The 24,400-nt window shown below is 62.4% G+C and carries 24 protein-coding genes and 2 tRNA genes; 11 read left to right on the top strand and 15 right to left on the bottom strand.

Annotated features, from left to right (window positions below):
* Nucleotides 1-84: 84 nt before the first annotated feature.
* Nucleotides 85-1,878 (bottom strand): class I poly(R)-hydroxyalkanoic acid synthase, encoded by a 1,794-nt coding sequence (gene phaC, locus NG898_RS06020; protein ID WP_252691489.1) that lies wholly within the window; start codon nt 1,876-1,878, stop codon nt 85-87.
* A gap of 269 nt (nt 1,879-2,147) precedes the next feature.
* Here phaC and NG898_RS06015 point away from each other — a divergent pair, with 269 nt between their 5' ends.
* A complete protein-coding gene (locus NG898_RS06015; RefSeq protein WP_252691488.1) occupies nt 2,148-2,384 on the top strand; it encodes a hypothetical protein in 237 nt (78 codons plus the stop codon).
* Between the two features lie 4 nt (nt 2,385-2,388).
* Here NG898_RS06015 and pgeF read toward each other — a convergent pair whose 3' ends face one another.
* A complete protein-coding gene (pgeF, locus tag NG898_RS06010; RefSeq protein ID WP_252691487.1) occupies nt 2,389-3,198 on the bottom strand; it encodes a peptidoglycan editing factor PgeF in 810 nt (269 codons plus the stop codon).
* Nucleotides 3,182-4,294: an RluA family pseudouridine synthase gene (locus NG898_RS06005; protein WP_252691486.1), complete on the bottom strand. Its 1,113-nt coding sequence runs from the start codon at nt 4,292-4,294 to the stop codon at nt 3,182-3,184. Before NG898_RS06005 ends, pgeF begins: the two co-directional genes overlap by 17 nt.
* A 15-nt stretch (nt 4,295-4,309) precedes the next feature.
* Here NG898_RS06005 and NG898_RS06000 point away from each other — a divergent pair, with 15 nt between their 5' ends.
* The gene (locus NG898_RS06000) at nt 4,310-5,167 is read left to right on the top strand and encodes an outer membrane protein assembly factor BamD (protein WP_252691485.1); all 858 of its coding nucleotides are present in this window, start codon (nt 4,310-4,312) and stop codon (nt 5,165-5,167) included.
* A gap of 66 nt (nt 5,168-5,233) precedes the next feature.
* Here the strand turns inward: NG898_RS06000 and NG898_RS05995 are convergent, their stop codons facing one another.
* From NG898_RS05995 to NG898_RS05985, 3 genes are all read right to left on the bottom strand, one after another.
* Nucleotides 5,234-7,375, bottom strand: coding sequence for a DNA repair helicase YoaA (locus tag NG898_RS05995; RefSeq protein ID WP_252691484.1), 2,142 nt, complete (start codon nt 7,373-7,375; stop codon nt 5,234-5,236).
* A gap of 84 nt (nt 7,376-7,459) precedes the next feature.
* Nucleotides 7,460-7,663 (bottom strand): DUF465 domain-containing protein, encoded by a 204-nt coding sequence (locus NG898_RS05990; protein ID WP_027681294.1) that lies wholly within the window; start codon nt 7,661-7,663, stop codon nt 7,460-7,462.
* Nucleotides 7,664-7,698: 35 nt separating this feature from the next.
* A complete protein-coding gene (locus NG898_RS05985) occupies nt 7,699-8,463 on the bottom strand; it encodes a hypothetical protein (RefSeq protein WP_252691624.1) in 765 nt (254 codons plus the stop codon).
* Nucleotides 8,464-8,573: 110 nt separating this feature from the next.
* Here NG898_RS05985 and NG898_RS05980 point away from each other — a divergent pair, with 110 nt between their 5' ends.
* Together NG898_RS05980 and NG898_RS05975 are read left to right on the top strand one after the other, a co-directional pair.
* On the top strand, nt 8,574-10,907 hold the full coding sequence (locus NG898_RS05980; RefSeq protein ID WP_252691483.1) for a Tex family protein: 2,334 nt from the start codon (nt 8,574-8,576) through the stop codon (nt 10,905-10,907).
* A gap of 187 nt (nt 10,908-11,094) precedes the next feature.
* On the top strand, nt 11,095-11,553 hold the full coding sequence (locus tag NG898_RS05975; RefSeq protein ID WP_252691482.1) for a hypothetical protein: 459 nt from the start codon (nt 11,095-11,097) through the stop codon (nt 11,551-11,553).
* Nucleotides 11,554-11,635: 82 nt separating this feature from the next.
* Here NG898_RS05975 and NG898_RS05970 read toward each other — a convergent pair whose 3' ends face one another.
* Complete coding sequence (locus NG898_RS05970) at nt 11,636-13,537, bottom strand: potassium transporter Kup (RefSeq protein WP_252691481.1); 1,902 nt, start codon at nt 13,535-13,537, stop codon at nt 11,636-11,638.
* A 393-nt stretch (nt 13,538-13,930) separates the two neighbouring features.
* On the opposite strand from NG898_RS05970, the gene NG898_RS05965 reads away from it, so the two are divergent.
* On the top strand, nt 13,931-14,170 hold the full coding sequence (locus NG898_RS05965; RefSeq protein WP_313903643.1) for a hypothetical protein: 240 nt from the start codon (nt 13,931-13,933) through the stop codon (nt 14,168-14,170).
* A 9-nt stretch (nt 14,171-14,179) separates the two neighbouring features.
* Here NG898_RS05965 and NG898_RS05960 read toward each other — a convergent pair whose 3' ends face one another.
* Nucleotides 14,180-15,214: a quinone-dependent dihydroorotate dehydrogenase gene (locus NG898_RS05960; RefSeq protein ID WP_252691479.1), complete on the bottom strand. Its 1,035-nt coding sequence runs from the start codon at nt 15,212-15,214 to the stop codon at nt 14,180-14,182.
* Nucleotides 15,215-15,443: 229 nt separating this feature from the next.
* Here NG898_RS05960 and NG898_RS05955 point away from each other — a divergent pair.
* The 5 genes from NG898_RS05955 (at nt 15,444) to NG898_RS05935 (ending at nt 17,928) form a co-directional block, all read left to right on the top strand.
* Nucleotides 15,444-15,520 (top strand) — tRNA-Met (locus NG898_RS05955).
* 28 nt (nt 15,521-15,548) lie between these two features.
* A tRNA-Met gene (locus NG898_RS05950) sits at nt 15,549-15,625 on the top strand.
* Between the two features lie 193 nt (nt 15,626-15,818).
* Nucleotides 15,819-16,406, top strand: coding sequence for an NUDIX hydrolase (locus tag NG898_RS05945; RefSeq protein ID WP_092970156.1), 588 nt, complete (start codon nt 15,819-15,821; stop codon nt 16,404-16,406).
* A 24-nt stretch (nt 16,407-16,430) separates the two neighbouring features.
* Nucleotides 16,431-17,177 carry a leucyl/phenylalanyl-tRNA--protein transferase gene (aat, locus tag NG898_RS05940; protein WP_252691478.1) on the top strand — a complete coding sequence of 249 codons (747 nt, stop codon included), beginning with the start codon at nt 16,431-16,433 and terminating at the stop codon, nt 17,175-17,177.
* A complete protein-coding gene (locus tag NG898_RS05935) occupies nt 17,164-17,928 on the top strand; it encodes an arginyltransferase (protein ID WP_252691477.1) in 765 nt (254 codons plus the stop codon). The genes aat and NG898_RS05935 overlap by 14 nt, the downstream gene beginning before the upstream one ends.
* Here the strand turns inward: NG898_RS05935 and NG898_RS05930 are convergent, their stop codons facing one another.
* The 5 genes from NG898_RS05930 to NG898_RS05910 all read right to left on the bottom strand — a co-directional run bounded on the left by NG898_RS05930 (nt 17,929) and on the right by NG898_RS05910 (nt 20,943).
* Nucleotides 17,929-18,096, bottom strand: coding sequence for a hypothetical protein (locus NG898_RS05930; protein ID WP_252691476.1), 168 nt, complete (start codon nt 18,094-18,096; stop codon nt 17,929-17,931).
* 13 nt (nt 18,097-18,109) lie between these two features.
* On the bottom strand, nt 18,110-18,424 hold the full coding sequence (locus tag NG898_RS05925; RefSeq protein ID WP_252691475.1) for a TM2 domain-containing protein: 315 nt from the start codon (nt 18,422-18,424) through the stop codon (nt 18,110-18,112).
* A 69-nt stretch (nt 18,425-18,493) separates the two neighbouring features.
* Entirely contained in the window at nt 18,494-18,775 is a 282-nt protein-coding gene (locus NG898_RS05920) for a hypothetical protein (protein ID WP_252691474.1), read from the bottom strand.
* A complete protein-coding gene (locus NG898_RS05915) occupies nt 18,772-20,181 on the bottom strand; it encodes a LutB/LldF family L-lactate oxidation iron-sulfur protein (protein ID WP_252691473.1) in 1,410 nt (469 codons plus the stop codon). Before NG898_RS05915 ends, NG898_RS05920 begins: the two co-directional genes overlap by 4 nt.
* Nucleotides 20,182-20,217: 36 nt before the next feature.
* Nucleotides 20,218-20,943: a (Fe-S)-binding protein gene (locus NG898_RS05910; RefSeq protein WP_252691472.1), complete on the bottom strand. Its 726-nt coding sequence runs from the start codon at nt 20,941-20,943 to the stop codon at nt 20,218-20,220.
* 240 nt (nt 20,944-21,183) lie between these two features.
* Here NG898_RS05910 and NG898_RS05905 point away from each other — a divergent pair, with 240 nt between their 5' ends.
* Entirely contained in the window at nt 21,184-21,981 is a 798-nt protein-coding gene (locus NG898_RS05905; RefSeq protein WP_092970144.1) for an IclR family transcriptional regulator, read from the top strand.
* Nucleotides 21,982-22,047: 66 nt separating this feature from the next.
* Here NG898_RS05905 and pbpG read toward each other — a convergent pair whose 3' ends face one another.
* Complete coding sequence (pbpG, locus tag NG898_RS05900; RefSeq protein ID WP_252691471.1) at nt 22,048-23,244, bottom strand: D-alanyl-D-alanine endopeptidase; 1,197 nt, start codon at nt 23,242-23,244, stop codon at nt 22,048-22,050.
* A gap of 438 nt (nt 23,245-23,682) precedes the next feature.
* A complete protein-coding gene (locus NG898_RS05895) occupies nt 23,683-24,390 on the bottom strand; it encodes a nitroreductase (RefSeq protein WP_252691470.1) in 708 nt (235 codons plus the stop codon).
* Between the last annotated feature and the right edge of the window lie 10 nt (nt 24,391-24,400).

Raw genomic sequence — 24,400 nt, 5'->3', positions numbered from 1 at the left:
TACCTTCCACTGTCGAAAGAGAGGGTCGTTGGACGCCGTCAGCGGCCGAAGCCGCGACGGCAACGGGGGGTCATGCGCGCGATCTTACGCTTTCTGTTTGACGTAGCGGCCAGGCGCCGGCTCGATGGCCGGGTAATCCGCATTGCCGTAGCCCTTGGGTGCAGCCTTCTGCGCGCCGGCGTGTGATGCCAGCCACGTTGACCAATCGGGCCACCAACTGCCCGGATGCTCCTTGGCACCCTCGAGCCACGCATCGGCGGTATCCGGCAGCTTGGCATTGATCCAGTGCGAACGCTTGTTGGCCGCAGGCGGGTTGATCACGCCTGCGATATGTCCCGAGGCGCCCAGCACGAAACGCCGCTTGCCCTTGAGCAGCGGCACAGAGCCATAAGCGGACTTCCACGGGACGATGTGGTCTTCACGCGATCCGTAGATGTAGACCGGCACGTCGATCTTGCCCAAATCCACCGGCGTGCCGTTCACCTTCAGCTTGCCCGGCGTTTTGAGGTCGTTCTGCAGATATGTATGGCGCAGGTACCAGCAGTACCACGGGCCAGGCAGGTTGGTCGAGTCGCCATTCCAATACAGCAGGTCGAACGGCGCGGGCGTCTTGCCCTTCAGATAATTCTCGACAACGTAGTTCCAGACCAGGTCGTTCGGACGCAGGAACGAGAACGTGTTTGCCAGCTCCACGCCACGCAGCAGGCCCGGGCCGGTCGGCGCATTGCTGCCGATGGTCTTCTCACGCATTTCCACCTGGGCCTGGTCGACGAATACGTCGAGAATGCCGGTGTCCGTAAAGTCGAGCAGCGTGGTCAGCAGCGTCAGGCTTGCCGCCGGATGCTCGCCGCGTTCCGCCAGCACGGCCAGGGCCGTCGAGAGGATCGTTCCGCCCACGCAGAAGCCCAGCACATTGATCTGGTCCTGCGCAGAAATTTCGCGCGCCACACGGATGGCCTCGATCGCGCCGCCTTCGATGTAGTCATCCCACGTGCGGGACGCCATGCTCGCGTCCGGATTGCGCCAGGACACCAGAAACACAGTATTGCCCTGCTCCACCGCATAGCGCACGAGCGAATTGGCCGGCTGCAGATCCAGGATGTAGAACTTGTTGATGCACGGCGGCACCAGCAGCAGCGGGCGCGCATGCACCTTGGCCGTCAGCGGCTTGTACTGGATGAGCTGGAAATAGTCGTTTTCGAAGACGACGGCGCCTTCGCTGTTGGCGACATTGCGGCCGATCTCGAACGCCGTTTCGTCGGTCTGCGAGATCTTGCCGCGCTCCATGTCCTGCAGCATGTTCAGGATGCCGGTACGCAGGGATTCGCCACGCGATTCAATCAGATGCTTCTGCGCCTCAGGGTTGGTCGCAAGGAAGTTGGACGGCGACATGGCGGCCGTCCATTGCGACACGGCAAAACGAACGCGCTCGCGGGTCTTGGCGTCAGCTTGCACGGCGTCAGCCATTTCCATCAGGGTGCGGGCGTTGAGCACGTAGAACGCAGCGGCGTAGCCGTACAGCGGGCTCTTGCGCCACGCATCGTTCGAGAAACGGCGATCAGACGGCGCCACGGCCTCGGCGCTTTCGCCGGTGCTCATGTGGCGCCAGATCTGGAGCCACTCTTCGAGATATTTCTGCTGGATTTCGGCCAGCCGATCGTGCGGGATCAGCGCGAAGGGAACCGCGCCTTCGCCCATCGCTGCGCCGTTGAACTGGCCAAGACCCTGCGCCGCAGCACCGGGTTGTGCGAAGGCGCCCGCAAAGGCCTGCCATTGCTTGAACTGCTCCGCCCACTGCGTAGGGTCCGACAAGCTCTGCCAGGGAGCTTGAGTGTGGGCGCTAGATGCTTTGGATGATGTCGATTGACGCGATGCCATAGTGCCCTCGATCCGACGATTGCGCCGCTCCGGTTGGAACGGCGGCGCAACTCGTAGTATTGCGGGGCATTGTTGCCTTGCCGTTTCAAGGCTGTCAATCGGAGTTAGTTAATGGTCGGCCGGAAACGCCCAGCCAGCGCGGGTTTTGGCACATTCGCCGAAAACGACTCCGACCGAATGGCTAAGCGCAGAACCGGGGCTATGGTCCAATTTGCGCAATTTCGTGCGAGACTGCCGCATTGCGCCAATGCCGGGCACCGCTTTTTCTCATGTATATCGTCGCCATCGCCTGGCTCTACGTCGTACTGATGATGTCCTTGACTGAGCAATCTTGGATTGCCGGCATCGGCACATTTGTCTTCTACGGCGTGGCCCCGTTATCGCTCTTCCTCTGGATTGTCGGCACGCCGGCACGCAGGCGCCGCCGCAAGGCCCAAGAAGCCGCGCAGGACAAGTCGGACACCTCCCCAACACTGAGCAGCGACACAGGCGACGGCGCCGTCTGAGCGCTCACTCTGCGCGCCAGATCAGCGTCGCCATGCGGCCTGTGGTGCGCTCCCGGCGGTACGAATAGAAGCGCTCGGCGTCCGTCATGGTGCACAGGCCGCCGCCGTACACGTCGGTACAGCCAACGCGTGCAAGCCGCAGCCGGGCCAGCGCATACAGGTCAGCGAAGAACTTGCCGGCGGATGCGCCTTCCACGAAAGCCGCTTGGGTGGCAGGTAATTCACCAGGCTGAGCGGCGTCGATAAACGCCTGGCGCACTTCCGCACCCACTTCAAAGCGCGATGGCCCAATGGCCGGCCCCAGCCATGCCAGCCACGTTGGATCGGCTTCCTGGCCGCTGGCGCGCAACCGTTGCAGCATCGCATCCAGCGTGCGCTCGATCACGCCACCGCATAGACCGCGCCAGCCCGCATGCGCCGCACCCACGGTTACGCCGCGAGCGTCGCTCAGCAAGACAGGCAGGCAATCGGCCGTCATGACCACGCAGACGCGATCCCGCCACGACGCCACCGCCGCATCCGCAACCACAGGCGCAGATGTGCCGACGAGCTGATCCAGATCCGCCACGCCGGTGCCGTGTACTTGCTCCATCCACGTCGGCTCGACGGGTAGCGCTACACGCAAGATGCGGCGATTCTGTTCAACGGCTTCGGGCGCATCACCGACGTGCTGGCCAAGGTTCAGGCCACCGGGCAAGCCGCCGGCCAATCCGTAAGGCCCTGCACTGACGCCACCCAGGCGGGTCGTGGCCAGCGCCTTGACATGCGGATGGGCTGGCCAGTCAGGGACGATCCAATCAGTTGATATCGGCATCGGGATCCAGGTCGAGGGCTTCCAGCAGGTCGGCGAAATCATCGGGCACGCCGGCTTCCCAATGCACCGATTTGCCCGACGCAGGATGCACGAGCCCCAGGCGCACAGCGTGCAGCGCCTGCCGCGTAAATGGCACCGGTAGTGGCGCCTTGATCGTCTGCGGCTTGCCACGGCGGAAATTGCGCGTGTAGACCGGGTCACCAAGCAGCGGATGCCCCTCCGATTCAAAATGCACACGGATCTGGTGGGTTCGGCCGGTCTCAAGCTGGCAGCGCACCAGAGATACCTGCGCCCGCCCGAGGTCCACCACGTTCAGCGTCTTGAAATGCGTGCGCGCCGGCTTGCCGCTGGCCGTCTCGATGATCGCCATGCGCGTGCGGTCACGCGGGTCGCGGCCGATCGGGGCGTCAATCGTGGCCTCTTCGGGCGTTTCGCCCCACACGAGTGCGAGATAAGTCCGCTTGACGGTACGTGCCTGAAGTTGGCGCACGAGGTCCGTCTGTGCAGGCAGCGTGCGGGCGACCACCATCAGGCCGGAAGTGTCCTTGTCGAGCCGGTGGACGATACCGGCGCGCGGCAACTCCACCGCGTCGGGATAGCGGTGCAGCAGGCCGTTGAGCACCGTACCGCTCCAGTTGCCGGCCGCCGGATGCACCACCAGCCCGGCAGGCTTGTTGATGACGAGCAGCGTGTCGTCTTCGTACACCACATCCAGATCGATGGGCTCGGCAACGAAGGCACTTTCGTCTGCCGCGCGTTGCGGGACGACTTCGATGCGATCACCGCCGGAGATGGCCGCACGCGGGCGCACGACTTCACCCCGCAGGCGCACCGCACCTGCGTCAATCCATTGCTGCAGGCGGCTGCGCGAATAGTCGGGCAGCAGCTTGGCAAGCGCCTTGTCCAGGCGTTCGCCGTGCATGGCTTCGGGAATCTCGACGATGATCGGCTCGGCCGCCGGTGCCGCATCGGCGGCAGGCAAATCGAGCGCCTCATCATCGAGGGCGTCTTCCGTCTCCGGCGCAGCGAGGGAAACGTCAGCCAGTGCGTCGTCTGACACAGGGCTTGGGCTATAATGCTTGATGCGATTTTTCATTCAGAAAAGGTGCCCATGTCGGTCACGAGCGTAAAGCAGGCGCGTATTGGCAGTCGAATCGGCAGTCGAATCCGCGCACAAATCGGAGCAGTGTTGGTGGCAGGCGTTGCATGTCTGACTATCTCGGCCTGCGGCATCCTGCCGGAACAGCAAGACGAAACTGCTGGCTGGTCAGCCAACAAATTATATTCGGAAGCGAAGGATTCGCTCGACGGCGGCGACTACGCCAAGGCGGTCAAGTACTACGAAAAGCTCGAAAGCCGCTATCCGTTCGGGCCGTACGCCCAGCAAGCCCAGATCGAAACCGCCTACGCCAACTACAAGGATGGCGAGACGGCTGCCGCCCTGGCTGCGGTGGATCGCTTCATCCAGTTGCACCCGAATCACCCCAGCGTGGATTACGCCTACTACCTCAAGGGCTTGATCAACTTCAACGACAACCTGGGCTGGCTTGGCCGCTTCTCGAACCAAGACTTGAGCGAGCGCGACCCGAAGGCCGCGCGCTCTGCCTACGACGCGTTCAAGACGCTGATCACGCGTTTCCCAAACAGCAAGTACACGCCGGACGCCACGCAGCGCATGCAGTACATCGTAAATGCGATGGCCGAGCATGAAGTGGGCGCCGCGCGCTACTACTATCGCCGTGGCGCGTACCTTGCCGCCGTCAACCGTGCACAGGACGCCATCAAGGATTACGACCGCGCCCCGGCTGTGGAAGAAGCGCTGTACATCATGATGAAGTCATACGAAGCGCTGGGCATGAAAGACATGCGCGACGACACCGAACGCATCATCAAGCAGAACTACCCGAAGAGCGACTTCCTCGCCTACGGCCAGCGCAAGAAAGACAAGCCCTGGTATCAATGGTGGTAAGCAAGGCTTGAAGAGCACAGCAAAAAGCCCGGTCGATTGGCCGGGCTTTTTGTTTGTGCGTGCGGATCAGTCATCCGTTTCGATCGACTGCGGATTCTCCGAATCCGGCCGCAGGGAACGCAGGAATTCGGCCGCCGTCTCGGCTTCGCGCGTACGCTTGAACGGCGGTAGGCTCTGCCAGATCTGGCGACCGTAGTTTTTCTCGACCAAGCGAGGGTCGCAAATCATCAGCACGCCGCGATCGGTCTCCGAGCGAATCAGCCGGCCGGCACCTTGCTTAAGCGTAATGACCGCATGCGGCAACTGGTGCACGGCAAACGGGCTCAGCCCCTTTTTCTCCAGTGCTTCCATGCGGGCGCTCAGCACCGGATCATCGGGCGGGGCGAAGGGCAACTTGTCGATCACGACCAGTGAGAGCGCTTCGCCGCGTACGTCCACGCCTTCCCAAAAGCTCTGGCTGCCGACCAGCACGGCGTTGCCCAGCGCGCGGAAGCGGTCCAGCAATTCCGTACGGCTGGCCTGGCCCTGCACGAGCAGCGGGAAATCCCAGCCGCGTTGGGCGAATTCATCCGACAACCGCTCGGCGGCGCGATTCACCGCGCGCAACGTCGTGCATAGCAGGAACGTCTTGCCGCCCGCCGCCTCAATGAGCGGCAAGGTAGCGTCGAGCACCGCATCGGTAAAGCGCGGATCGCTCGGCTGCGGCAGATCGCGCGGCACATAAAGCAAGCCTTGCGATGCGTAATCGAACGGGCTGTCAAGCGTCATCGAGCGATCACGATCCAAGCCCAACTGCGCAGCGTAGTGCGTGAAGTTGCCGCGCACCGAAAGCGTGGCGGAGGTAAAGACCCACGCGCGCGGCTGGCCCGCACGTTGGCGCGAAAAAATCGGCGCGATCGACAACGGTGTCAGGTGCAACTGCACGGAATTGGCAAACACCTCGACCCAGCGCACCCGTTCGTCGACAGGCGCCGCGCTCTCGCTGTCCGCGCCCGAGTCATCCCCTTCTTTCTTTGGCGCCTTGGGCGGTTTGGGATCGGCCCACGCTTCAAGCTTCTCGCACAGCGCCACCGCACGGCGATGGCATTGCTCGATGGTCTCGGCGCGCTCAGCCTGGGCTTCCAGCGCGCCGGTAAAGTCGGAAAGCGCCTGCTCCAGCTTCGGCAGCACCTCGTAGAACGGCTTGGCGAGTGCCGCATCATTGTCGATCTGCTTGATCGACAGGCGAGAACCGTCCTGGCGGAACACTAGGCGCAGATCACGCGCAGCACGCTCCAGCGGCGCGGCAATCGCAACCCAATCCATCGCATCGCGGGCATGCGAAAGGCCCTCGGCCACGCTGTCACGCGCAAGCTCGAGAATCTGGTTCGTCGAGATGGTTTCGCCAAAGAACAATGTGGCGGTTTCGGGCAGCTGATGGGCTTCATCGAAGATGATCGTGTTGGCAGCGGGCAGCAGTTCAGCCATGCCGGTGTCCTTCAACATCACGTCTGCGAAGAACAGGTGATGGTTGACCACCACCACGTCGGCCTGCTGCGCCTCCTTGCGGGCGCGCATGACGAAGCAGTCTTTGTAATACGCGCAGTCCGAACCCAGGCAATTGTCGCGCGTGGACGTGACGAGGTTCCACACCGGCGCGTTCTCGGGCACGCTGGCAAGTTCGGCCTTGTCGCCGGTTTTCGTTGTCTTCAGGAAGAGGTTGATCTGGCGCAGCCACGCGGCGTCCTGGCGCGAAGAAAGGCGCCCGTTCTGCGACGTGCGCTCCACGTGGTAATGACAGACGTAGTTGGCGCGCCCCTTGAGCAGCGCCACCGACACCGGCGCATTCAGCGCCTTGCGCACCGTCGGGATGTCGCGCAGGAAGAGTTGATCCTGAAGGTTCTTCGTCCCGGTGGACAGGATCACCTTGCCGCCCCAGAGCATCGCGGGGACAAGGTACGCGTAGGTTTTGCCCGTGCCCGTGCCAGCCTCGACGATGATCGAATCGGCGGCTTCGATGGCGTTGGCAACGGCCTGCGCCATCGTCAGCTGCGCACTGCGGGGCCGGTAGCCATCGATACCCTTGGCCAGCGTGCCGTCATCGGCAAAGAGCGTCGCCAGCTCGACATGATGGGCATCGGCAGGTAGCGAGGCTGCAGGAGCCGAAGCGTCGCTGGTATCGGCGTCGGAATCAGCCGACGGCTCGGCCAGCGGGGAAAGCGAAGTCAACGCGGAATCCGTGGAGTCAAATGACGGAGGCCGCACGTGATTGCGGCCTCTCGGGATGAAAATCAAACCAACTTTGGGCAGGCGCTAAGCCGGCACGTCCGGCTCAAGCTGCAACTGTAGCAGGGTGATGGTGTCCTTGAGTTTCAGGCGGCGCTTCTTGAGGCGGCGCAGCTGCAACTCGTCGTGATCGGCTGTAGCCGCCAGCCGGTCGATCAGGAAATCGAGATCGCGGTGCTCGATCTGCAATTCAATGATGCGACGCGAGATCGTATTCAGATCGCTGTCCATCGCTTTCCTCCCGGAAACCCGGCCTTGGCTGAAGTTTAGAACCCCAGCGGACTGGTGTTGTTCTGGTTTTGCTCGTTGCGGCGCTTGGTTTGTTCGCGGCGCTCTTCCAGTTCTTTCTGGCGCTTCACGGCGTCTTGCTGCTTTTCCTGGAACTGCTTCGCGCTTTCGGCCCGCTTGGCGGCGTTGGCTGCGCCCTGCTCCTGCGCAGCCTTCAGCTTGGCGTCGTAATCCGCCTGTTTCTTGGCCGCGGCCTGCGCGTTGGCGGCACGCTGCGGCGCTTCAGCCTGGCGCTGCGCTTCATTCAGGCGCTGCTGCTCCTGCTTGTTCGAGAAATCGGTGCGGTTCTTCTGCTCGGCGGCTTCGCGCTGGGGGCGTTCGGCATTGTACTGAGCGTCGCGGATGGCGCGCTCCTGGTCGCGGCGAGCTGCGCGGTCGGCACGCTCGGCTTCGTCCAAAGCCAACTCGCGTTCGCGGATGGTGTGGAGTTCCGTGCGGCGCACATCCTTGGCCTTGTCGATGCAGCGCGTGACGAGAAACTTGTCGTAGCAGGCGCGCTCAGCCTGGGCATAGCGGTATTCGGCCCAGGCTTTGGCGCTGGTGATGCGATCGTGTTCGGCGCCGAAATCGGGCTGCGTGGCGGGCACCGCAGCGGCTGGCGCAGAGGCCGGCTGAGACTGGCTCCATACAGGCGCGGCAAGCAGCGCGGCACTGAGGACGGACGCCGGCAGAACCAAACGGGAAACGCGGCGCGCAACAGCGCGGCGACGGGCAGAAAACAGGAGCGTAGGCATAACGCGTATTTTATCACCGCGCCTGTGCGGCAAACGCCGCGCGGCCACGGATTTCAGCTCAGGAACAGGGTTCGCGTTGTGGCAAAATGCGCGGCTTTCCATCGCACTCTCTGGAAGCAATGACTGATTCCGTGTTGCAGAAGATCGTCTCCCGCATCGCCACTGAACTGGCGGTCAGGCCGCAGCAGGTTGCCGCCGCCGTGCAACTGCTGGACGAAGGCGCCACCGTGCCCTTTATTGCGCGTTACCGCAAGGAGGTGACGGACAACCTGGACGACACGCAACTGCGCAACCTGGAAGAACGCCTGCTGTACCTGCGCGAACTGGAAGACCGCCGCGCGGCCATCCTGGCTTCCATTGAAGAGCAAGGCAAGCTGACCGATGCCCTGCGTACCGCCATCGAGGCGGCCGAGACCAAGCAGGTGCTGGAAGATCTCTACCTGCCCTACAAGCCGAAGCGCCGCACGCGCGCCCAGATCGCTCGCGAATGCGGCCTGGAGCCGCTGGCCCAGGCACTGCTGGCCGACCCGACGCTCGACCCTCAAACCGAAGCCGCCAAGTTCGTCAACGGCAATCCGACTGCCGATGGCGGCGTGCCGGACGTGAAGGCCGCGCTGGACGGCGCGCGCGACATCCTCTCCGAGCAGTTTGGCGAGACGGCAGAGCTGCTTGGCAAGGTGCGCGACCACCTCTGGAACCAAGGCCAGGTTTCGTCCACCGTGGTCGAAGGCAAGGAAACTGCCGAAGAAGAGAAATTCCGCGATTACTACGCATACAGCGAGCCGATCCGGAACGTACCGTCGCACCGCGCATTGGCGCTATTCCGCGGCCGCAACGCGGGCGTGCTGTTCGTCAAGCTCGGTTTGGGCGAAGAACAGGACGCACTCAGCCCGCACCCGTGCGAAGTCATGATCGCGCGCCATGTCGGCATCGAAAACAAAGGCCGCGCGGCCGACAAGTGGCTGTCGGACGTGTGCCGCTGGTGCTGGCGCGTGAAGGTCCAGCCGCATATCGAAACCGAACTGCTCACGCAACTGCGCGAATCCGCTGAAGCCGAAGCGATCAAGATCTTCGGTCGCAATCTGCACGACCTGCTGCTGGCCGCGCCGGCTGGCCCCAAGGCGGTAATGGGCGTCGACCCAGGCATCCGCACGGGCTGCAAGATCGCAGTGGTGGACCACACCGGCAAGCTGCTCGAAACCGCCACGATCTACCCGCACGAACCGCGCCGCGACTGGAACGGTTCGCTCGCGACGATGGCCCGTCTGGCCAAACAGCACGGCGTGGCACTGGTTTCCATCGGCAACGGCACAGCAAGCCGCGAGACCGACAAGCTGGTGCAAGACCTCATGCGTAACGCGCCGGAGCTGAAGCTGACCAAGATCGTGGTGAGCGAGGCCGGCGCGTCGGTGTATTCAGCGTCGGAACTCGCCGCCAAGGAATTCCCGGAGCTGGACGTGTCGCTGCGTGGCGCGGTGTCGATCGCGCGTCGCCTGCAAGACCCGCTGGCCGAACTTGTGAAGATCGATCCGAAGTCGATCGGCGTCGGCCAGTATCAGCACGACGTAAACCAGCGCGAGCTGGCCCGCGCGCTGGACGCCATCGTCGAGGATTGCGTGAACGCGGTCGGCGTGGATGTGAACACGGCCTCCGCCCCGCTGCTGGCGCGTGTATCGGGGCTGAACTCGATCCTCGCCAAGAACATCGTCGAATATCGTGATGCCAACGGCGCGTTCAACAACCGCGACGCGCTCAAGAAAGTACCGCGCCTGGGCGACAAGACGTTCGAGCAGGCCGCCGGCTTCCTGCGCATCAATGACGGCAACAATCCGCTCGATCGCTCGTCGGTGCACCCGGAAGCGTATCCGGTGGTCAAGCGCATCCTGGACAGCATCAAGAAAGGCATCGGCGACGTGCTCGGCAACCGCGAGGCGCTGCGCGGCCTGACCGCTCGCGACTTCACCGACGAGAAGTTCGGCCTGCCGACCGTGGTCGACATCCTCTCTGAACTGGAGAAGCCCGGCCGCGACCCGCGCCCCGAGTTCAAGACGGCGACATTCCAGGACGGCGTGGAAGACATCAAGGATCTGCAGCCCGGCATGGTGCTCGAAGGCGTGGTGACGAACGTGGCGGCGTTTGGCGCGTTCATCGACATCGGCGTGCATCAGGATGGACTGGTACACGTGTCGGCGCTGTCGACCAAGTTCGTGCGTGACCCACACGAGGTGGTCAAGCCGGGCCTGATCGTCAAGGTCAAGGTGATGGAAGTGGACGTGAAGCGCAACCGCATCGGCCTGACGATGCGCCTGTCCGACGAGCCCGGCCAGGCGCCCGCGCGCGCTGGCGGCGGCGATCGCCCGAGCAGTAGCGGCAATCGCCACGGCGGCCAGCAGCGTCGCGCGCCGGAACCGTCCGGCGCCATGGCGGAAGCCTTCGCCAAGCTCAAGCGCTAACGCAGATTCTGTTTAGTGGAACCCGCCCGGTTTTCGGACTCGGCGGGTTTTTTCATGGCTGTGCGCGCCCGTTACACGTCCTTACGCGCATGGATCTTTTCTAACACTCGCGCGTCGGCGCCACGTCTTTTCCGCCCGTTATGGAGACACAGGCACACACCGCCTGGCACCCACGAGGAGAAACTCCATGAAGACGAGCCACACCCTGATCGCTGCCCTGCTTGCTGTTGCCGGTACCGCCGCTTTCGCACAGACGACGCCGCCTGCTCCTGTGTCGCCTGTTACGCAAGTCCAGCAAGACAATCAGAAGATTCATCAGGACAACCGTGACATCCGTCACGATAACCGCGACATTCGCCACGACCGCGCCGATATCGGCAAAGACAAGGCTGCCCTGGCTGACGAACGCGCCGAGCGCAATACCGCGCAACGCCGCGAAGACCGCGATCTGGCGAATGGCAACGTCAAGGGTGCCGAATACTGGAGCAAGCAACGCGCTCAAGATCAGCATCAAGTCAACGCCGACCGCCGTGACTTGCACCAGGACCGCAAGGACCTGCACGCCGACGTCAAGGATCGCAACCACGACGTACACGCCCGCAACCACGAAGTGCACAAACGCGACCGCGATGCCTCGAAGATCTAACCCGGACATCGCCTGACATCCAAACAAAACGGCCCGTGCGTCTCTCTCGCACGGGCCGCTTGTTATGCAGCGATACGATCGGTCAGATCTCGACCTTCGTGCCCAGCTCCACCACGCGGTTTGCAGGGATGTGGAAGAAGTCCGACGGCTTGGCGCCGTTCTGATGCATCCACGCAAACAGACGCTCGCGCCACATCGACATGCCCGGCAGCTTGGACGGCACCACCGATTCACGCGCAATAAAGAACGACGTATCCATCAGCTCGCAGCGCGTGCCAATCTGCGGTTGACCCAGTTCGAGCACACGGTACACGTCCGGCGTTTCCTTGAAGCCGTACTCCGCCTTGACGATGTAGATGCCGCTGCCCAAGTCGCGCACGGACACGCGGTGCTTGTCGTCCACGTAGGGAATATCGCGCGTGACGAAGCTGATGAAGATCACGCGCTCGTGGAGCACGCGGTTGTGCTTCAGGTTATGCAGCAACGACACCGGCACGAACTCTGTATTGCCGGTGAGGAAAACGGCCGTGCCCTCGACACGATGCGGCGGATGCGCCAGCAATCCGGCCAGGAACGGCTCGAGCGGGATGCCGTCCTCCAAGCTGCGGGCGCGCAGAAGTTTCTTGCCCTTGTACCAGGTCATCAGCAGGAAGAACACACCGGCGCCCAGCGTCAGCGGGAACCAACCGCCATCGCGGATCTTCAAGAGGTTGGCCGAGAAGAACGCCATGTCGACCACCAGGAAACAGAGGCTGACAAGCGTCACCAGCACCGGGTGCCAACGCCAGACTGAGCGCATCACCACTGCCGCCAGCACTGTCGTGATGACCATCGTTGTGGTCACGGCAATGCCGTAGGCGGCGGCCAGATTGTCGGACTTTTTGAACGCCAGCACCACGCCCACCACTAGGATCAGCAGCATCCAGTTGACCATCGGCACGTAGATTTGGCCGATCTCGGCTTCCGAGGTGTAGCGAATGCGCATGCGCGGCACAAAGCCAAGCTGAATTGCCTGGCTCGTCAGCGAGAACGCGCCCGAAATCACAGCCTGCGAGGCAATGACGGTTGCCGCTGCAGCAAGCACCACCATGGGGAGTTGCAGCGCTTCCGGCACCGAACGGTAGAACGGGTTTTCGATGGTGCTCGGATCGGTCAAAAGCATCGCGCCTTGGCCGAAGTAGTTCAGCAACAGGCTCGGCGCCACGATGAAGAACCACGCCCAGCGGATCGGGCGGGCGCCGAAGTGGCCCATGTCGGCGTACAGCGCTTCAGCGCCGGTCAGCACGAGGAACACCGAGCCCAGCACGATGAACGCCTGCAGCGCATGGTCGTGCAGGAACGAAATCGCATACATCGGGTTGACGGCCCCGAGGATCTGCGGCGCCTTCACCAGATTCATCATGCCCAGCGCGGCCAGCGCGGCAAACCACAGCAGCATCACCGGACCGAACAGCTTGCCGACCACCGACGTGCCGCTGCGCTGAATCAGGAACAGCGCCGCCAGGATCACGATCGTGATGGGCAGCACGAACGGCGACAATGCAGGCGCGGCGATCTCCAGACCTTCCATGGCCGACAGCACCGAGATGGCCGGCGTGATCACCGCATCGCCGTAGAACATGCACGCACCGAAGACGCCCAGCATCATCAGCAGCGACATGCGCTTGGAATTGGTATTGGCCGTACGCAGCGATAGCGCCATCAGCGCGAGGATGCCGCCCTCGCCGTTGTTGTCGGCGCGCATGACGAAGAGCACGTACTTGAGCGACACCACGATCACCATCGCCCAAAACAGCATGGAGATGATGCCCAGCACCGCCCCGCTGGAGAAAGGAATGCCGTGCTCAGGGCTGAAGCACTCCTTGAGCGAATACAGCGGGCTGGTGCCGATGTCTCCGAACACCACACCCACGGCACCAATCACCATGGCGCGCAGGTTCACGTTGGTCTGGGGCGACCCTGTTGCTGTAAGAGCTTGACTCATGAACTTGGAAATCGGCCGAATTGCTAGCCGCTCAAAAAATCGTGCATTGCACAATGAGGGCGGATTGTACTCCCCGCCTCCAGCACGCCAACCCCTCAAACGGGCATTCGTTGCCGCAGTGCATCACGATGCACAGCCATATTGGTAAAGCGTTCTGCAAGGTTGAAAGAACGTTGCCCAGGCACGCACATCCCCCAATGAAGCACATTGTGCAGCGCCGGGCGGGCGCCTTGGTGCGCTGGCAACATGTCGTGCATGCTGTGCTGCACATAGCCGAAAGTAGGACTGCAGCCGACAGAACTTTGTAGGAAAATGCCTGACAAACCTTTATTGCAAAATAACGTTGAGCGGCTAGCGCCCGGCTAGCCCAACGCTTCTGACTCGGGGATGGCCTTGCCCCACTCATCTATTCGCATCTTGGGGCGTTCCAAGCCTTCGCTGACCGCACTGATTGTGCTGCTGGTCGTGGCCGCCCTATTGTTTGCGATTCCGCGCATGATCCTGCCCTGGGCGCAATCGGCCTTCGTGCAGCAGCTCGACCCCACTGTGTGGGCCGATTACGCTGGTCCGTACGACCTGGCAGCCGCGGTGGTGGCCGCCAGCGCGATCATCATCTTCCTGCTTCGCCGCTGAGCGCGTCCGTCACCGCGCGAGTGCGCGAGCGCATTCCGCCACAAGCGCCGGGCCGCGATAGATCAACCCCGTATACAGCTGTACCAACTGCGCGCCAGCGTCGACCTTCTCGCGGGCGTGCTCGCCAGCGAGGATGCCGCCCACGCCGATGATGGGCACTGCATCGCCTAGCAAGCCATGCAATGCGCGAATCACCCGCGTCGAGCCTTCACGCACCGGCTGGCCGGACAGTCCGCCCGCCTCTTCCGCATGCGCTAGGCCGGCGACGGCCTCACGACTGATTGTGGTGTTGGTCGCAATCACGCCATCCATCTTGTGGCGCAACAGCGCGTCGGCCACGTTGGCAATCTGGTCGTCATCCAGGTCGGGCGCAATCTTCAGTGCCACCGGCACGTAGCGCTTGTGCAGATCTGCCAGACGCTGCTGCGCATCGCGCAGCGTACCGAGCAGGCTGTCCAGCTCGCTCGCGCCCTGCAGTTGACGCAGGTTTTTCGTGTTCGGCGACGAAATGTTGACTGTCACGTAGCTCGCATGCGGATACACACGCTCGAGGCAATGCAGGTAATCGTCGACAGCGCGCTCGATGGGCGTGTCGGCGTTCTTGCCGATGTTCAAGCCGAGCACGCCGCCCGCCTCGCGCCACTTCGACGCCTTTACGTTATTGATAAACGCATCGACACCGCCGTTGTTGAAACCCATGCGATTGATGAGCGCGTTGGCCGCCGGCAGGCGGAACATACGCGGGCGCGGGTTGCCCGGCTGCGCGCGCGGTGTGACCGTGCCAACTTCAATGAAGCCGAAGCCGAGCGCGCCGAGCGCATCGATATACGCGCCATCCTTGTCCAGGCCAGCAGCCAGCCCGACGGGATTGGGAAACTTCACGCCCATCACCGTGCGCGGCTGCGGGGCTACGCGTCCGCCAATGCAGCCCGAAAGCCCCATCGCGTGTGCCCGCTTGAGTTGGTTCAGCGTGAAGTGATGCGCGTCTTCGGGATCCATCGAAAACAGCAGCGGGCGGGCAAGCGGGTACAGGGCGTTGAGCACGATCGGAATCAAGAGAAGGACGCGAAGGGCCGCATTGTAAACGGCCAGCACGCCGCAATGCACCGTGCGCGCCGCTTTCGAACATGGCCGCGCACGATGTGTCCAAACATCAGTCCGCGCCTGCCTTTGCGGCCCATTACAGGGGCAACACGCACCATCAAAATGCATGCAGCACGAGAAAAGTGTTGCATCGCCGCACGGATCTCGCTATAATTTTTTATTCGACGGACGCGGGGTGGAGCAGTCTGGCAGCTCGTCGGGCTCATAACCCGAAGGTCGCAGGTTCAAATCCTGCCCCCGCAACCAGCCAGAAAGTCGAATGCGTTTCTACGGACGCGGGGTGGAGCAGTCTGGCAGCTCGTCGGGCTCATAACCCGAAGGTCGCAGGTTCAAATCCTGCCCCCGCAACCAACCAAAGTAGAACGGCTCGCTCCAAGACCTGAGCCGAATCATGAAGCCCGCATACAGCGGGCTTTTTGTTTTTCTACGTTCCTAACGCACCGTTTTGCGTGCAACTCAGTCGATACTCCCGGCCCACCCTGCGCCGCGCGGAGACGCTTCGCCGCGGTGATACACTGAGACATTCCACCCGCGACGATTCCCCATGAAATTCTGTTCCAACTGCGGCCAGTCAGTCGTCTCGCGCATTCCTGCCGGTGACAACCGACTGCGCGACGTTTGCGACCATTGCAATACGATTCACTATGTGAATCCGCGCAACGTGGTCGGCACCGTGCCCGTTTGGAACGATCAGATCCTCCTGTGCAAGCGTGCCATTGAACCCCGCTACGGCTTCTGGACCTTGCCAGCAGGCTTCATGGAAATCGGCGAGACGACCGCGCAGGCCGCCAACCGCGAAACACAGGAAGAAGCAGGCGCCAATGTCGAAATCGGCGAGCTGTACTCGGTGCTCAACGTGCCGCATGTGCATCAAGTGCACTTGTTCTACCTGGCCAAACTGAACGATCTGGATTTCGCGCCGGGGGAAGAAAGCTTGGAAGTCGCACTCTTTAATGAAGCCGATATCCCCTGGGATGATCTGGCCTTCCCGACTGTCATCCACACGCTGCGTTGCTTCTTTGCCGACCGCGCGGCGGGCAAACTGGCCGACGGCAGCTTCCGCCTCCACACGCTCGACATCTACAAGCCGATGCGCTCGGCTGCGATCGATACGCCGGCCACGACGCCGTAACGCCTACCTCACGTTGTCTGCATCATGATCGCCTGGCTGGATCCGCACGATCCCTTCCCGCCGGTCGATCGCGCGCTCGGGCCAGAGTCTGAAGCGCCGGGGCTACTGGCCGCCAGCGCAGAGCTATCGCCCCAACGGCTGCTGATTGCGTATCGGCAAGGCATTTTTCCGTGGTATGCCCAGGGCCAGCCGGTGCTGTGGTGGAGCACCGACCCGCGCATGGTGCTTCGCCCCGAAGATTTTCGCGTCTCAACTACCTTTCGCAAGACGCTGCGCCGCGTGCTTGACGACCCGGCTTGGGAAATCCGTATCGACCACGGCTTCCGTGAAACGATGGTCGCCTGTGCCACCACGGCCCGCCCGGGGCAACATGGCACGTGGATCACCGAAGATGTCATTCAGGCGTATACCGCCCTGCACCGCCGCGGCTATGCGCACAGCGTCGAGACGTGGCACGCCGGGCAACGCGTGGGCGGCCTGTACGGCGTGGCGCTTGGCCGCATGTTCTATGGCGAATCGATGTTCGCCCGCCGCACCGATGCTTCGAAAATCGCGCTGGCGGCGCTGTGCGCCTTCCTCGGCGATCGGGGCGTCGCGATGATAGACTGCCAGCAGGAGACCGAGCATTTGGCGTCGCTGGGCGGTGCCCCGGTGCCGCGCGAGGCGTTTCTTGCACATGTGCGGGAGGCGGCCAACGCGCCGGCCATTGTGCCGTGGCACTTCGACAAATCGGTGCTCCGCCGGTGGACCGTGCGCAATGAGCAAGCTTAAGGAACTCCCCCTCTCGGCATTGCAGTTCTATGCCACCGCGCCTTACGCATGCAGCTATCTCGATGGCCGCTTGGCGCGCTCGCAGGTCGCCACGCCGGCGCACCTGATCAATGCAGACGTCTATTCGAAGCTCGTGCGCGCTGGCTTCCGGCGTAGCGGCATCTTCACCTACCGTCCACATTGCGACGACTGCCATGCATGTACGCCATGCCGCGTCGTCGTTGATCAATATTCACCGACGAGAGCGCAACGCCGCGCCGCCGAGCGGCATCAAGGGCTGGAAGCGTTGGTGGCACCGCTCACCTATGTCGAAGAGCACTATCAGCTCTATCTGCTGTACCAATCGGTCCGCCATGCGGGCGGTGGTATGGACCACGACAGCCGCGATCAGTACGAGCAGTTCCTGTTGCAGAGCCGGGTGAACTCGCGTTTGGTGGAGTTTCGCGAGCCGCCCGAATCGCCATGGGCGGGCAAGCTGCGCATGGTGAGCATGATCGACGTGCTGGAAGATGGGTTGTCGTCTGTCTACACGTTTTACGACCCGATCGAGCAAAAGGCCAGTTACGGGACGTACAACGTCCTGTGGCAAATCGCCCAGGCGCAGGCGCTGGACCTGCCCTACGTCTATCTCGGCTACTGGATCGAACAGAGTCGGAAGATGGCCTATAAAGCGCTGTTCCAGCCGCTGGAACTGCTCGTCAATGGCGAGTGGCGGCGGTTTGAAGACGTGGCGCCACCGGCCACGGAATGATCAGCGCGACGTGCGCTCGATTCCCACGTCGACCACACCATACGTACTGATATTGGAACTCTGGCTGTATTGATCGCGCGAAGTCGTACAACCTGCCAAGGCGCCGCCCACGCAAGCCAAACCTGCCGCCCACAATGCGGCGCGCTTCCACCAAGTCATTTTGCTCATAGGTCGATTCCTCTCAGGGCGCGGTCGAAAGCCGCTCGGCGAGCACAGTGTTGTATGCGCGGACCATCCCCGGGATCAGGAACATGTCCACCAGCACCCAAAGCCCCCCGATGACGGCCAGCACCCAGCCAGCAGTGTTACCCATGTCGCGAAACGCCAGCCATGTGCCCCCGATGTTGGCAATGGCCTGTGCGACGCCGCTGCCCGGCCGCTTCAGATAAAAGCGGTGCGCCCCGAGGAAGCCCAGCAGAAACCACCAGAGATAGGCCACGCCAGAACTCTTCTTCTGGGCGTCGTACAACATGATTTCGCGAGCGATCTGATTCATGGCCTGGGTTGACACGGGAATAAGCTCTCAGACACTAGCACGCATCCCGCGTTCCATGTCGCCTCTCGATTACATGCTGGCGAGCTTGGCCTCAGCCTTGTCCGTCCACAACCGCATTTCCGCGAGCAACGACGATGGCGAGAACGAGCAGCTTTCCTCGCCAAACGACACCGCCATGTCCAGCCGCTGCAGCAAGGAACGCCGCACCTGGTCGTACGCCGGCGGCAAGACCGCCAACGGCGCGAGCACGGCATCGTCGCGCCACTGGTTGAGCAAGCGCGGCAGGTCGGGCGACTTTGCGTGACGATCAAGCGCGTCGCGCAGTGTCTGGAGGGATTCGGCGGTGGTCATGCTCGGGCCTTCTTTTCACGGTACAGCTCGCGGAACGTTTTACCCGGGGGGGCCGGCATGTCACGTGTGTCGGTCCAACCTTTTCCGACGGGCAGCGAATGGATCAGCTTCTTGTCACCGCCCATCCAGCGCAGCACGCGTGCGGCAACCCAGGTGCCGGCTGAGTACAGTGCCGGTCGCCGTGCCATGAAGCCCCACATGCGCAAGCCAAGGCGCTCCGATTGCGGGCGCAGTTCGCGCTCCATTTGTTTCTCGCGCAGCGTGCGCAGCAAATCCGACAACGGGATGGACGCAGGGCACACGCGGTTGCATTCGCCGCACAGCGTGGCCGCTTGCGGAAGGTCCAACGCGTTAGACAGCCCAACGTAGCTTGGCGTCAGCACGCTGCCCATCGGGCCCGGATACACCCAACCGTACGCATGGCCGCCGATCTTCTGATAGACCGGGCAATGGTTCATGCACGCGCCGCATCGGATACAGCGCAGCATCTCCTGGAAGTCGCCGCCGATGAGGCCGCTACGACCGCCGTCGACGATGACGAAATACATATGCTCGGGGCCATCCTTCTCGCCGGGCGCGCGCGGGCCTGTGAGCAGCGAGAAATAATTCGAGATCGCCTGCCCCGTGGCCGAACGCGGCAGCAGGCGCATGACGGTGGCCAGATCTTCGAGCGTCGGCAGCACCTTCTCGATGCCCGTCACGGCAACGTGCACGCGCGGCAGAATCGTGCACATGCCTTCGTTGCCCTCATTGGTGACGACGGCAACGGAACCCGTCTCGGCAATGATGAAGTTGCCACCGGTCACGCCCATGTCAGCGGACAGAAACTGCGGCCGCAGCACTTCGCGGGCCTCGCGCGTCATCTCAGGGATGTCCGTCAGGCGCGGCTTGTTGTGCGTCTTGGCGAAGAGATCAGCAATCTCCTCCTTGTCCTTGTGCACCACCGGCGCAATGATGTGCGACGGCGGCTCGCTGTCATTGATCTGCAGGATGTACTCGCCCAGATCGGTCTCGATGCTCTGCACGCCCATCTCGCCGAGCACCTGGTTCAGGCGCATCTCTTCGGTCACCATCGACTTGCTCTTGATGACCTTCTTCACCTCATGCTTGCGGGCGATTTCTGCGACTAGGCGCGCGGCATCTGCCGTGGTTTCCGCAAACAGGACCTTGGCGCCACGGCGCGTGGCCTCCGCCTCGAACGTGGCGAGCCAGACGTCGAGGTTTTCCAGCGCGCGGTTGCGGCGCTCCTTCAGCGCTTCACGCGTGGCTGGAAAATCGATGTCTTGGATGGCCGCCGCGCGCGCGGTGACGAACTTGGTTGAGAGCTTGGTGAGGTTCTGTTGCAGGCGCTTGTCGGCGAGCTTCTGCCCGGCGCGCGCCTTGAATTCCATGCTGCGGACTTGCATGCGATTGCGTCTCCGTCGTGTTCTTGGCGTTGCGATTTACGCGTCGCCGGCAAGGACTTGCGCGATGTGCAGCACGCGCGTCTGCGTGTCGCCCGTACGGCGCAGCCGGCCTTCGATGTTGAGCATGCAGCCAACGTCGCCGAGCACCACCGCATCCGCGCCGCTGGTCTTGATGTTGGCGCATTTCTCATCCGCAATGGCAGTGGAGATATCGCCGTACTTGATCGAGAACGTGCCGCCGAAACCGCAGCACGCTTCGCATGCGGGCATCTCGGTCAGCTGCACACCCGGCAGTTTGCCGAGCAGTTCGCGCGGCTGCGCCTTCACGCCCAACTCGCGCAGGCCGGAGCACGAATCGTGATACGTCACGTGGCCGTGAAATTCGGAATCGAGCGTCTCGATACGCGCCACGTTGACGAGAAAGTCAGTTAACTCATACACACGCGGCGCCAAGCGCTCGTAGCGGCCCGCGAGCTCTGGATCGTCTCGAAAGAGATCGGCGTAGCCCTTGCGAATCATGCCGCCGCACGAACCAGACGGGATGACGACGTAATCGAACTGTTCGAATTCCTTGAGCGTTTTCTCCGCCAGATCGCGCGCCAGCGGCCGATCGCCCGAGTTGTAGGCGGGCTGGCCGCAGCAGGTCTGCGCAGGCGGCACAACGACGTCGTAGCCAGCCTTTTCCAGCAGCTTGAGCACCGAAAACCCGATGTCGGGCCGCATCAGATCAATGAGGCAAGTGACGAACAAACCTACGCGCATGGGAGTCTCTTGTGTTCTGCGGGAAGCCGCCATTATGCGCCCGCCGCCCCGTCCAACGCGGACTTCAAGGCACAGAACTTCTTCATGTCAGCGGTGAGTGTGCTTCACGAGGCCCTACCAAGCACAGCCTGCGGCCGACTGAAAAAGCCCTCGAAAATACACAGAATCATGCGTCGGGATGGTGCGCATTTTCACATCGTGGGATAGAATTTTGCATCGCATCCGCAACCCACTGCACCCATGGCAGAAGCAGACAAGGACCCCGGCAAGACGTCCATCCAGGTCATCGAACGCATGATGATGCTGCTCGACGCGCTTGCCGATCACGCCGATCCGGTCAGCCTGAAAGCGCTGTCCGCTAGCACCGGCCTGCACCCGTCGACCGCGCATCGCATCCTGAACGACATGGTGGCTTGCCGCTTCGTCGATCGCTCCGACCCGGGCAGCTACCGGCTCGGCATGCGTTTGCTGGAGCTCGGCAACCTCGTCAAGGCACGCCTCTCGGTACGTGAAGCGGCGCTCGCGCCCATGCGTGCCCTGCATCGTCTGACCGGCCAGACCGTCAACCTCTCGGTACGCCAGGGCGATGAGATCGTCTACATCGAGCGCGCCTATTCCGAGCGCTCGGGCATGCAGGTGGTGCGCGCTATCGGTGGCCGCGCGCCGCTGCATTTGACTTCGGTTGGCAAGCTGTTCCTGGCTGCAGACGAACTCGGCCGTGTGCGAGCCTATGCCACGCGTACCGGTTTGTCTGGTCACACTCGCACCTCGATCACGGACTTGCCCAAGCTCGAACGCGAACTCAACTGGGTGCGCACCAACGGCTACGCACGCGACAACGAAGAGCTGGAACTCGGCGTACGCTGCATCGCTGCCGGTATTTATGACGATTCGCGGCGGCTGGTAGCAGGTCTATCGCTGTCTGCACCGGCAGACCGCTTGCAGGACAGCTGGCTCGACAACCTCAAGGACACCGCGCTACAGATTTCCAAAGGCATGGGTTACACGTACGACGAGGACGCCGTACGCGCAGAGTGAGCCGCCGGTTTAGCCAACAAAAAAGCGCGTTCGATGACGCGCTTTTTTGTTAGGTGACGCCGAGGCTCACGCGCCGTGCTGCTCCGATGCCAGCACGGTTGTGGGCTGCGTCGACACAGGTACATTCCGCAACGGCGCAGCAGCTTGCGTGGCCGGCTCGATGTGCGGATTGCGCTCCAGCCAATTGCGCACGCGTGTGGCATCCGCAAAGCGTGTGAGATTGCCAGCCGAATCCAGGAACACCATTACAACGTTGCGGCCGTGCACGTTGGCCTGCATCACGAGGCAGCGGCCGGCTTCGTTGATGAAACCGGTCTTCTGAAGACCGATATCCCATTCGCCGCCACGCACCAGACGATTGGTGTTGACGTAGTGCAGCGTGCGGCCGTTGGCATTGACCGTATGTTCGGGCGTGGTCGTGAATTGGCGAATGGTCGGCACCTTATAGGCAGCCATCACAATCTTGGCGAGATCCTGCGCGCTCGACACGTTGCTGCTAGACAGGCCGTTCGAATCGACATAGTGCGTGTCGTTCATGCCCAGCTCATGCGCCTTGCGGTTCATGGCGGCAACGAATGCCAGACGACCGCCCGGATAGTTACGGCCCAGCGCCGAGGCTGCGCGGTTTTCCGACGACATCAGCGCCAGCAGCAGCAGATCCTCACGCGTGAGCATCGTGCCGAAGCGCAGACGCGAGCCGGTGTTGCGCTCGTAGTCGCGATCTTCATCGGTGATTTCAAGCAGCTCGTCCATCGGTTGATGAGCGTCGGTCACGACCAGCGCAGTCATCAGCTTCGTGATCGAGGCAATCGGCAGCACGGCCGACGAATTCTTCTGGAACAGCACCTCGCCGTTGTTCTGGTCCATCACCAGCGCGACGGAGGAACGCAGCGCCAGCGCGTCGGGCGTCGAACGCAGACCCATCGCCTCGCCAAGCGTCGGGGACGCCGGCACAAAGGCTGCGCGCACCGGACGTGCACCGCGCTCGACCATGATCACACGGCGCTTGCCTTTGACGGTGACGACCTTGCGGACTTTGGAGGACGCGACGTCATCGCTGCTCGCAGCCGCGACTTTGGCGCTGGCCTTGCGATTGACGACGGTCTTGCCCGTGGATTTGACTTTGGCTTTCTTGCTGGCGGCGGGCTTTTTGTCGGTCGTGGCGGCGTTGGCCACGGTAGCGACGGAGACGGCGGCGAGCGCGACGGTCATCAGCGAAATAAAGCCGAGACGTCGAAAAAATGAGGAAACAGACCGTGACATGGTTCGATCACCCGCGCGTGAGATGGCGCAAGTGTAGGCAAAAACAAAATTCTTAGCAAGATGAAGGACTTAGCTCACGGCCTTAAAGTTTGACCTCTGGAGCCTTATCATTCGGTCATCATTTCGACGCAATTGTCTACTGTGGCAAAGTTCCAATCGCGAAGAAAGTTGCTTAGGCCGCACATGATGTGCGGTGCGGAATCAGCAACGGACGCTGAAGGTACCCCGTGAGTTCCGTCGCAGATGCCGACAATCACGGTTTACAACCAGCCCCAACACTTCCTCACAACACGCGCGCGTCATACGCAGAGTCGCAGATCAAAGTCTAACGATGGATCGGTCGTATCTGTTGACATAATTCGAGGACTTTTCACCGCCAATTCTCGCTTTGCGCGAAGATGTGCGCTGTAGCGTGCAGGCTGCGGCGGGATGACGACGTCAGTCGAGGAAGCGAGTGAAGTCGGAGACAGGTGCACGTTCGGTGACGAGGGTGTTCTCGATGGCTGCAGGATTCGCGTAACCCATCGACATACCGCAGACGACCATTTCGTCATCGGTCAACCGCAGATGCTCGGCAATGATCCGATGGAACTGGGTGAAAGCAGCCTGTGGACACGTATCGATGCCGCGAGCACGCGCACCCACCATCACGGCTTCCAGAAACATGCCGTAATCCAGCCAGCTGCCCTGCTCCATCACCCGGTCGATCGTGAAGATGATGCCGACCGGCGCATCGAAGAAGCGGAAGTTGCGCGCGTGCTGCGCGTGCATGCGCTCCTTGTTGGCGCGCTCGATGCCGAGCAAGCCATAGAGATCCCAACCGACCTTGCGGCGCCGACTCTGGTACGGATCAATCCATGTGCGCGGGTAGTACGGATACTCCTCGCGATGCAGCGTATTGGCCTCCGGGTGTTCATACGCCGCCAATACAGATTCGGACAAGCGCGCCTTCGATTCGCCCGTCAGCACATACACCTTCCATGGCTGCGTGTTGCTGCCTGACGGCGCACGGCGCGCGACATCAAGGATCGATTCGATGTCTTCACGCGCCACCGGCGTAGGCAGGAACGCGCGAACAGACCGACGCGACGTGATGGCCTGATCGACAAGTTCGACTTCTGCGGAGGTGGACCGTCGGTCGGTCATGGCGATGCGC

Origin of the sequence: Ralstonia mojiangensis (assembly GCF_023955645.1) — a bacterium.
In the GTDB taxonomy this organism is placed as follows: domain Bacteria; phylum Pseudomonadota; class Gammaproteobacteria; order Burkholderiales; family Burkholderiaceae; genus Ralstonia; species Ralstonia mojiangensis.
The sequence above is the reverse complement of the archived record's forward strand: the minus strand, read 5'-3'. Positions and strand labels throughout refer to the sequence as shown.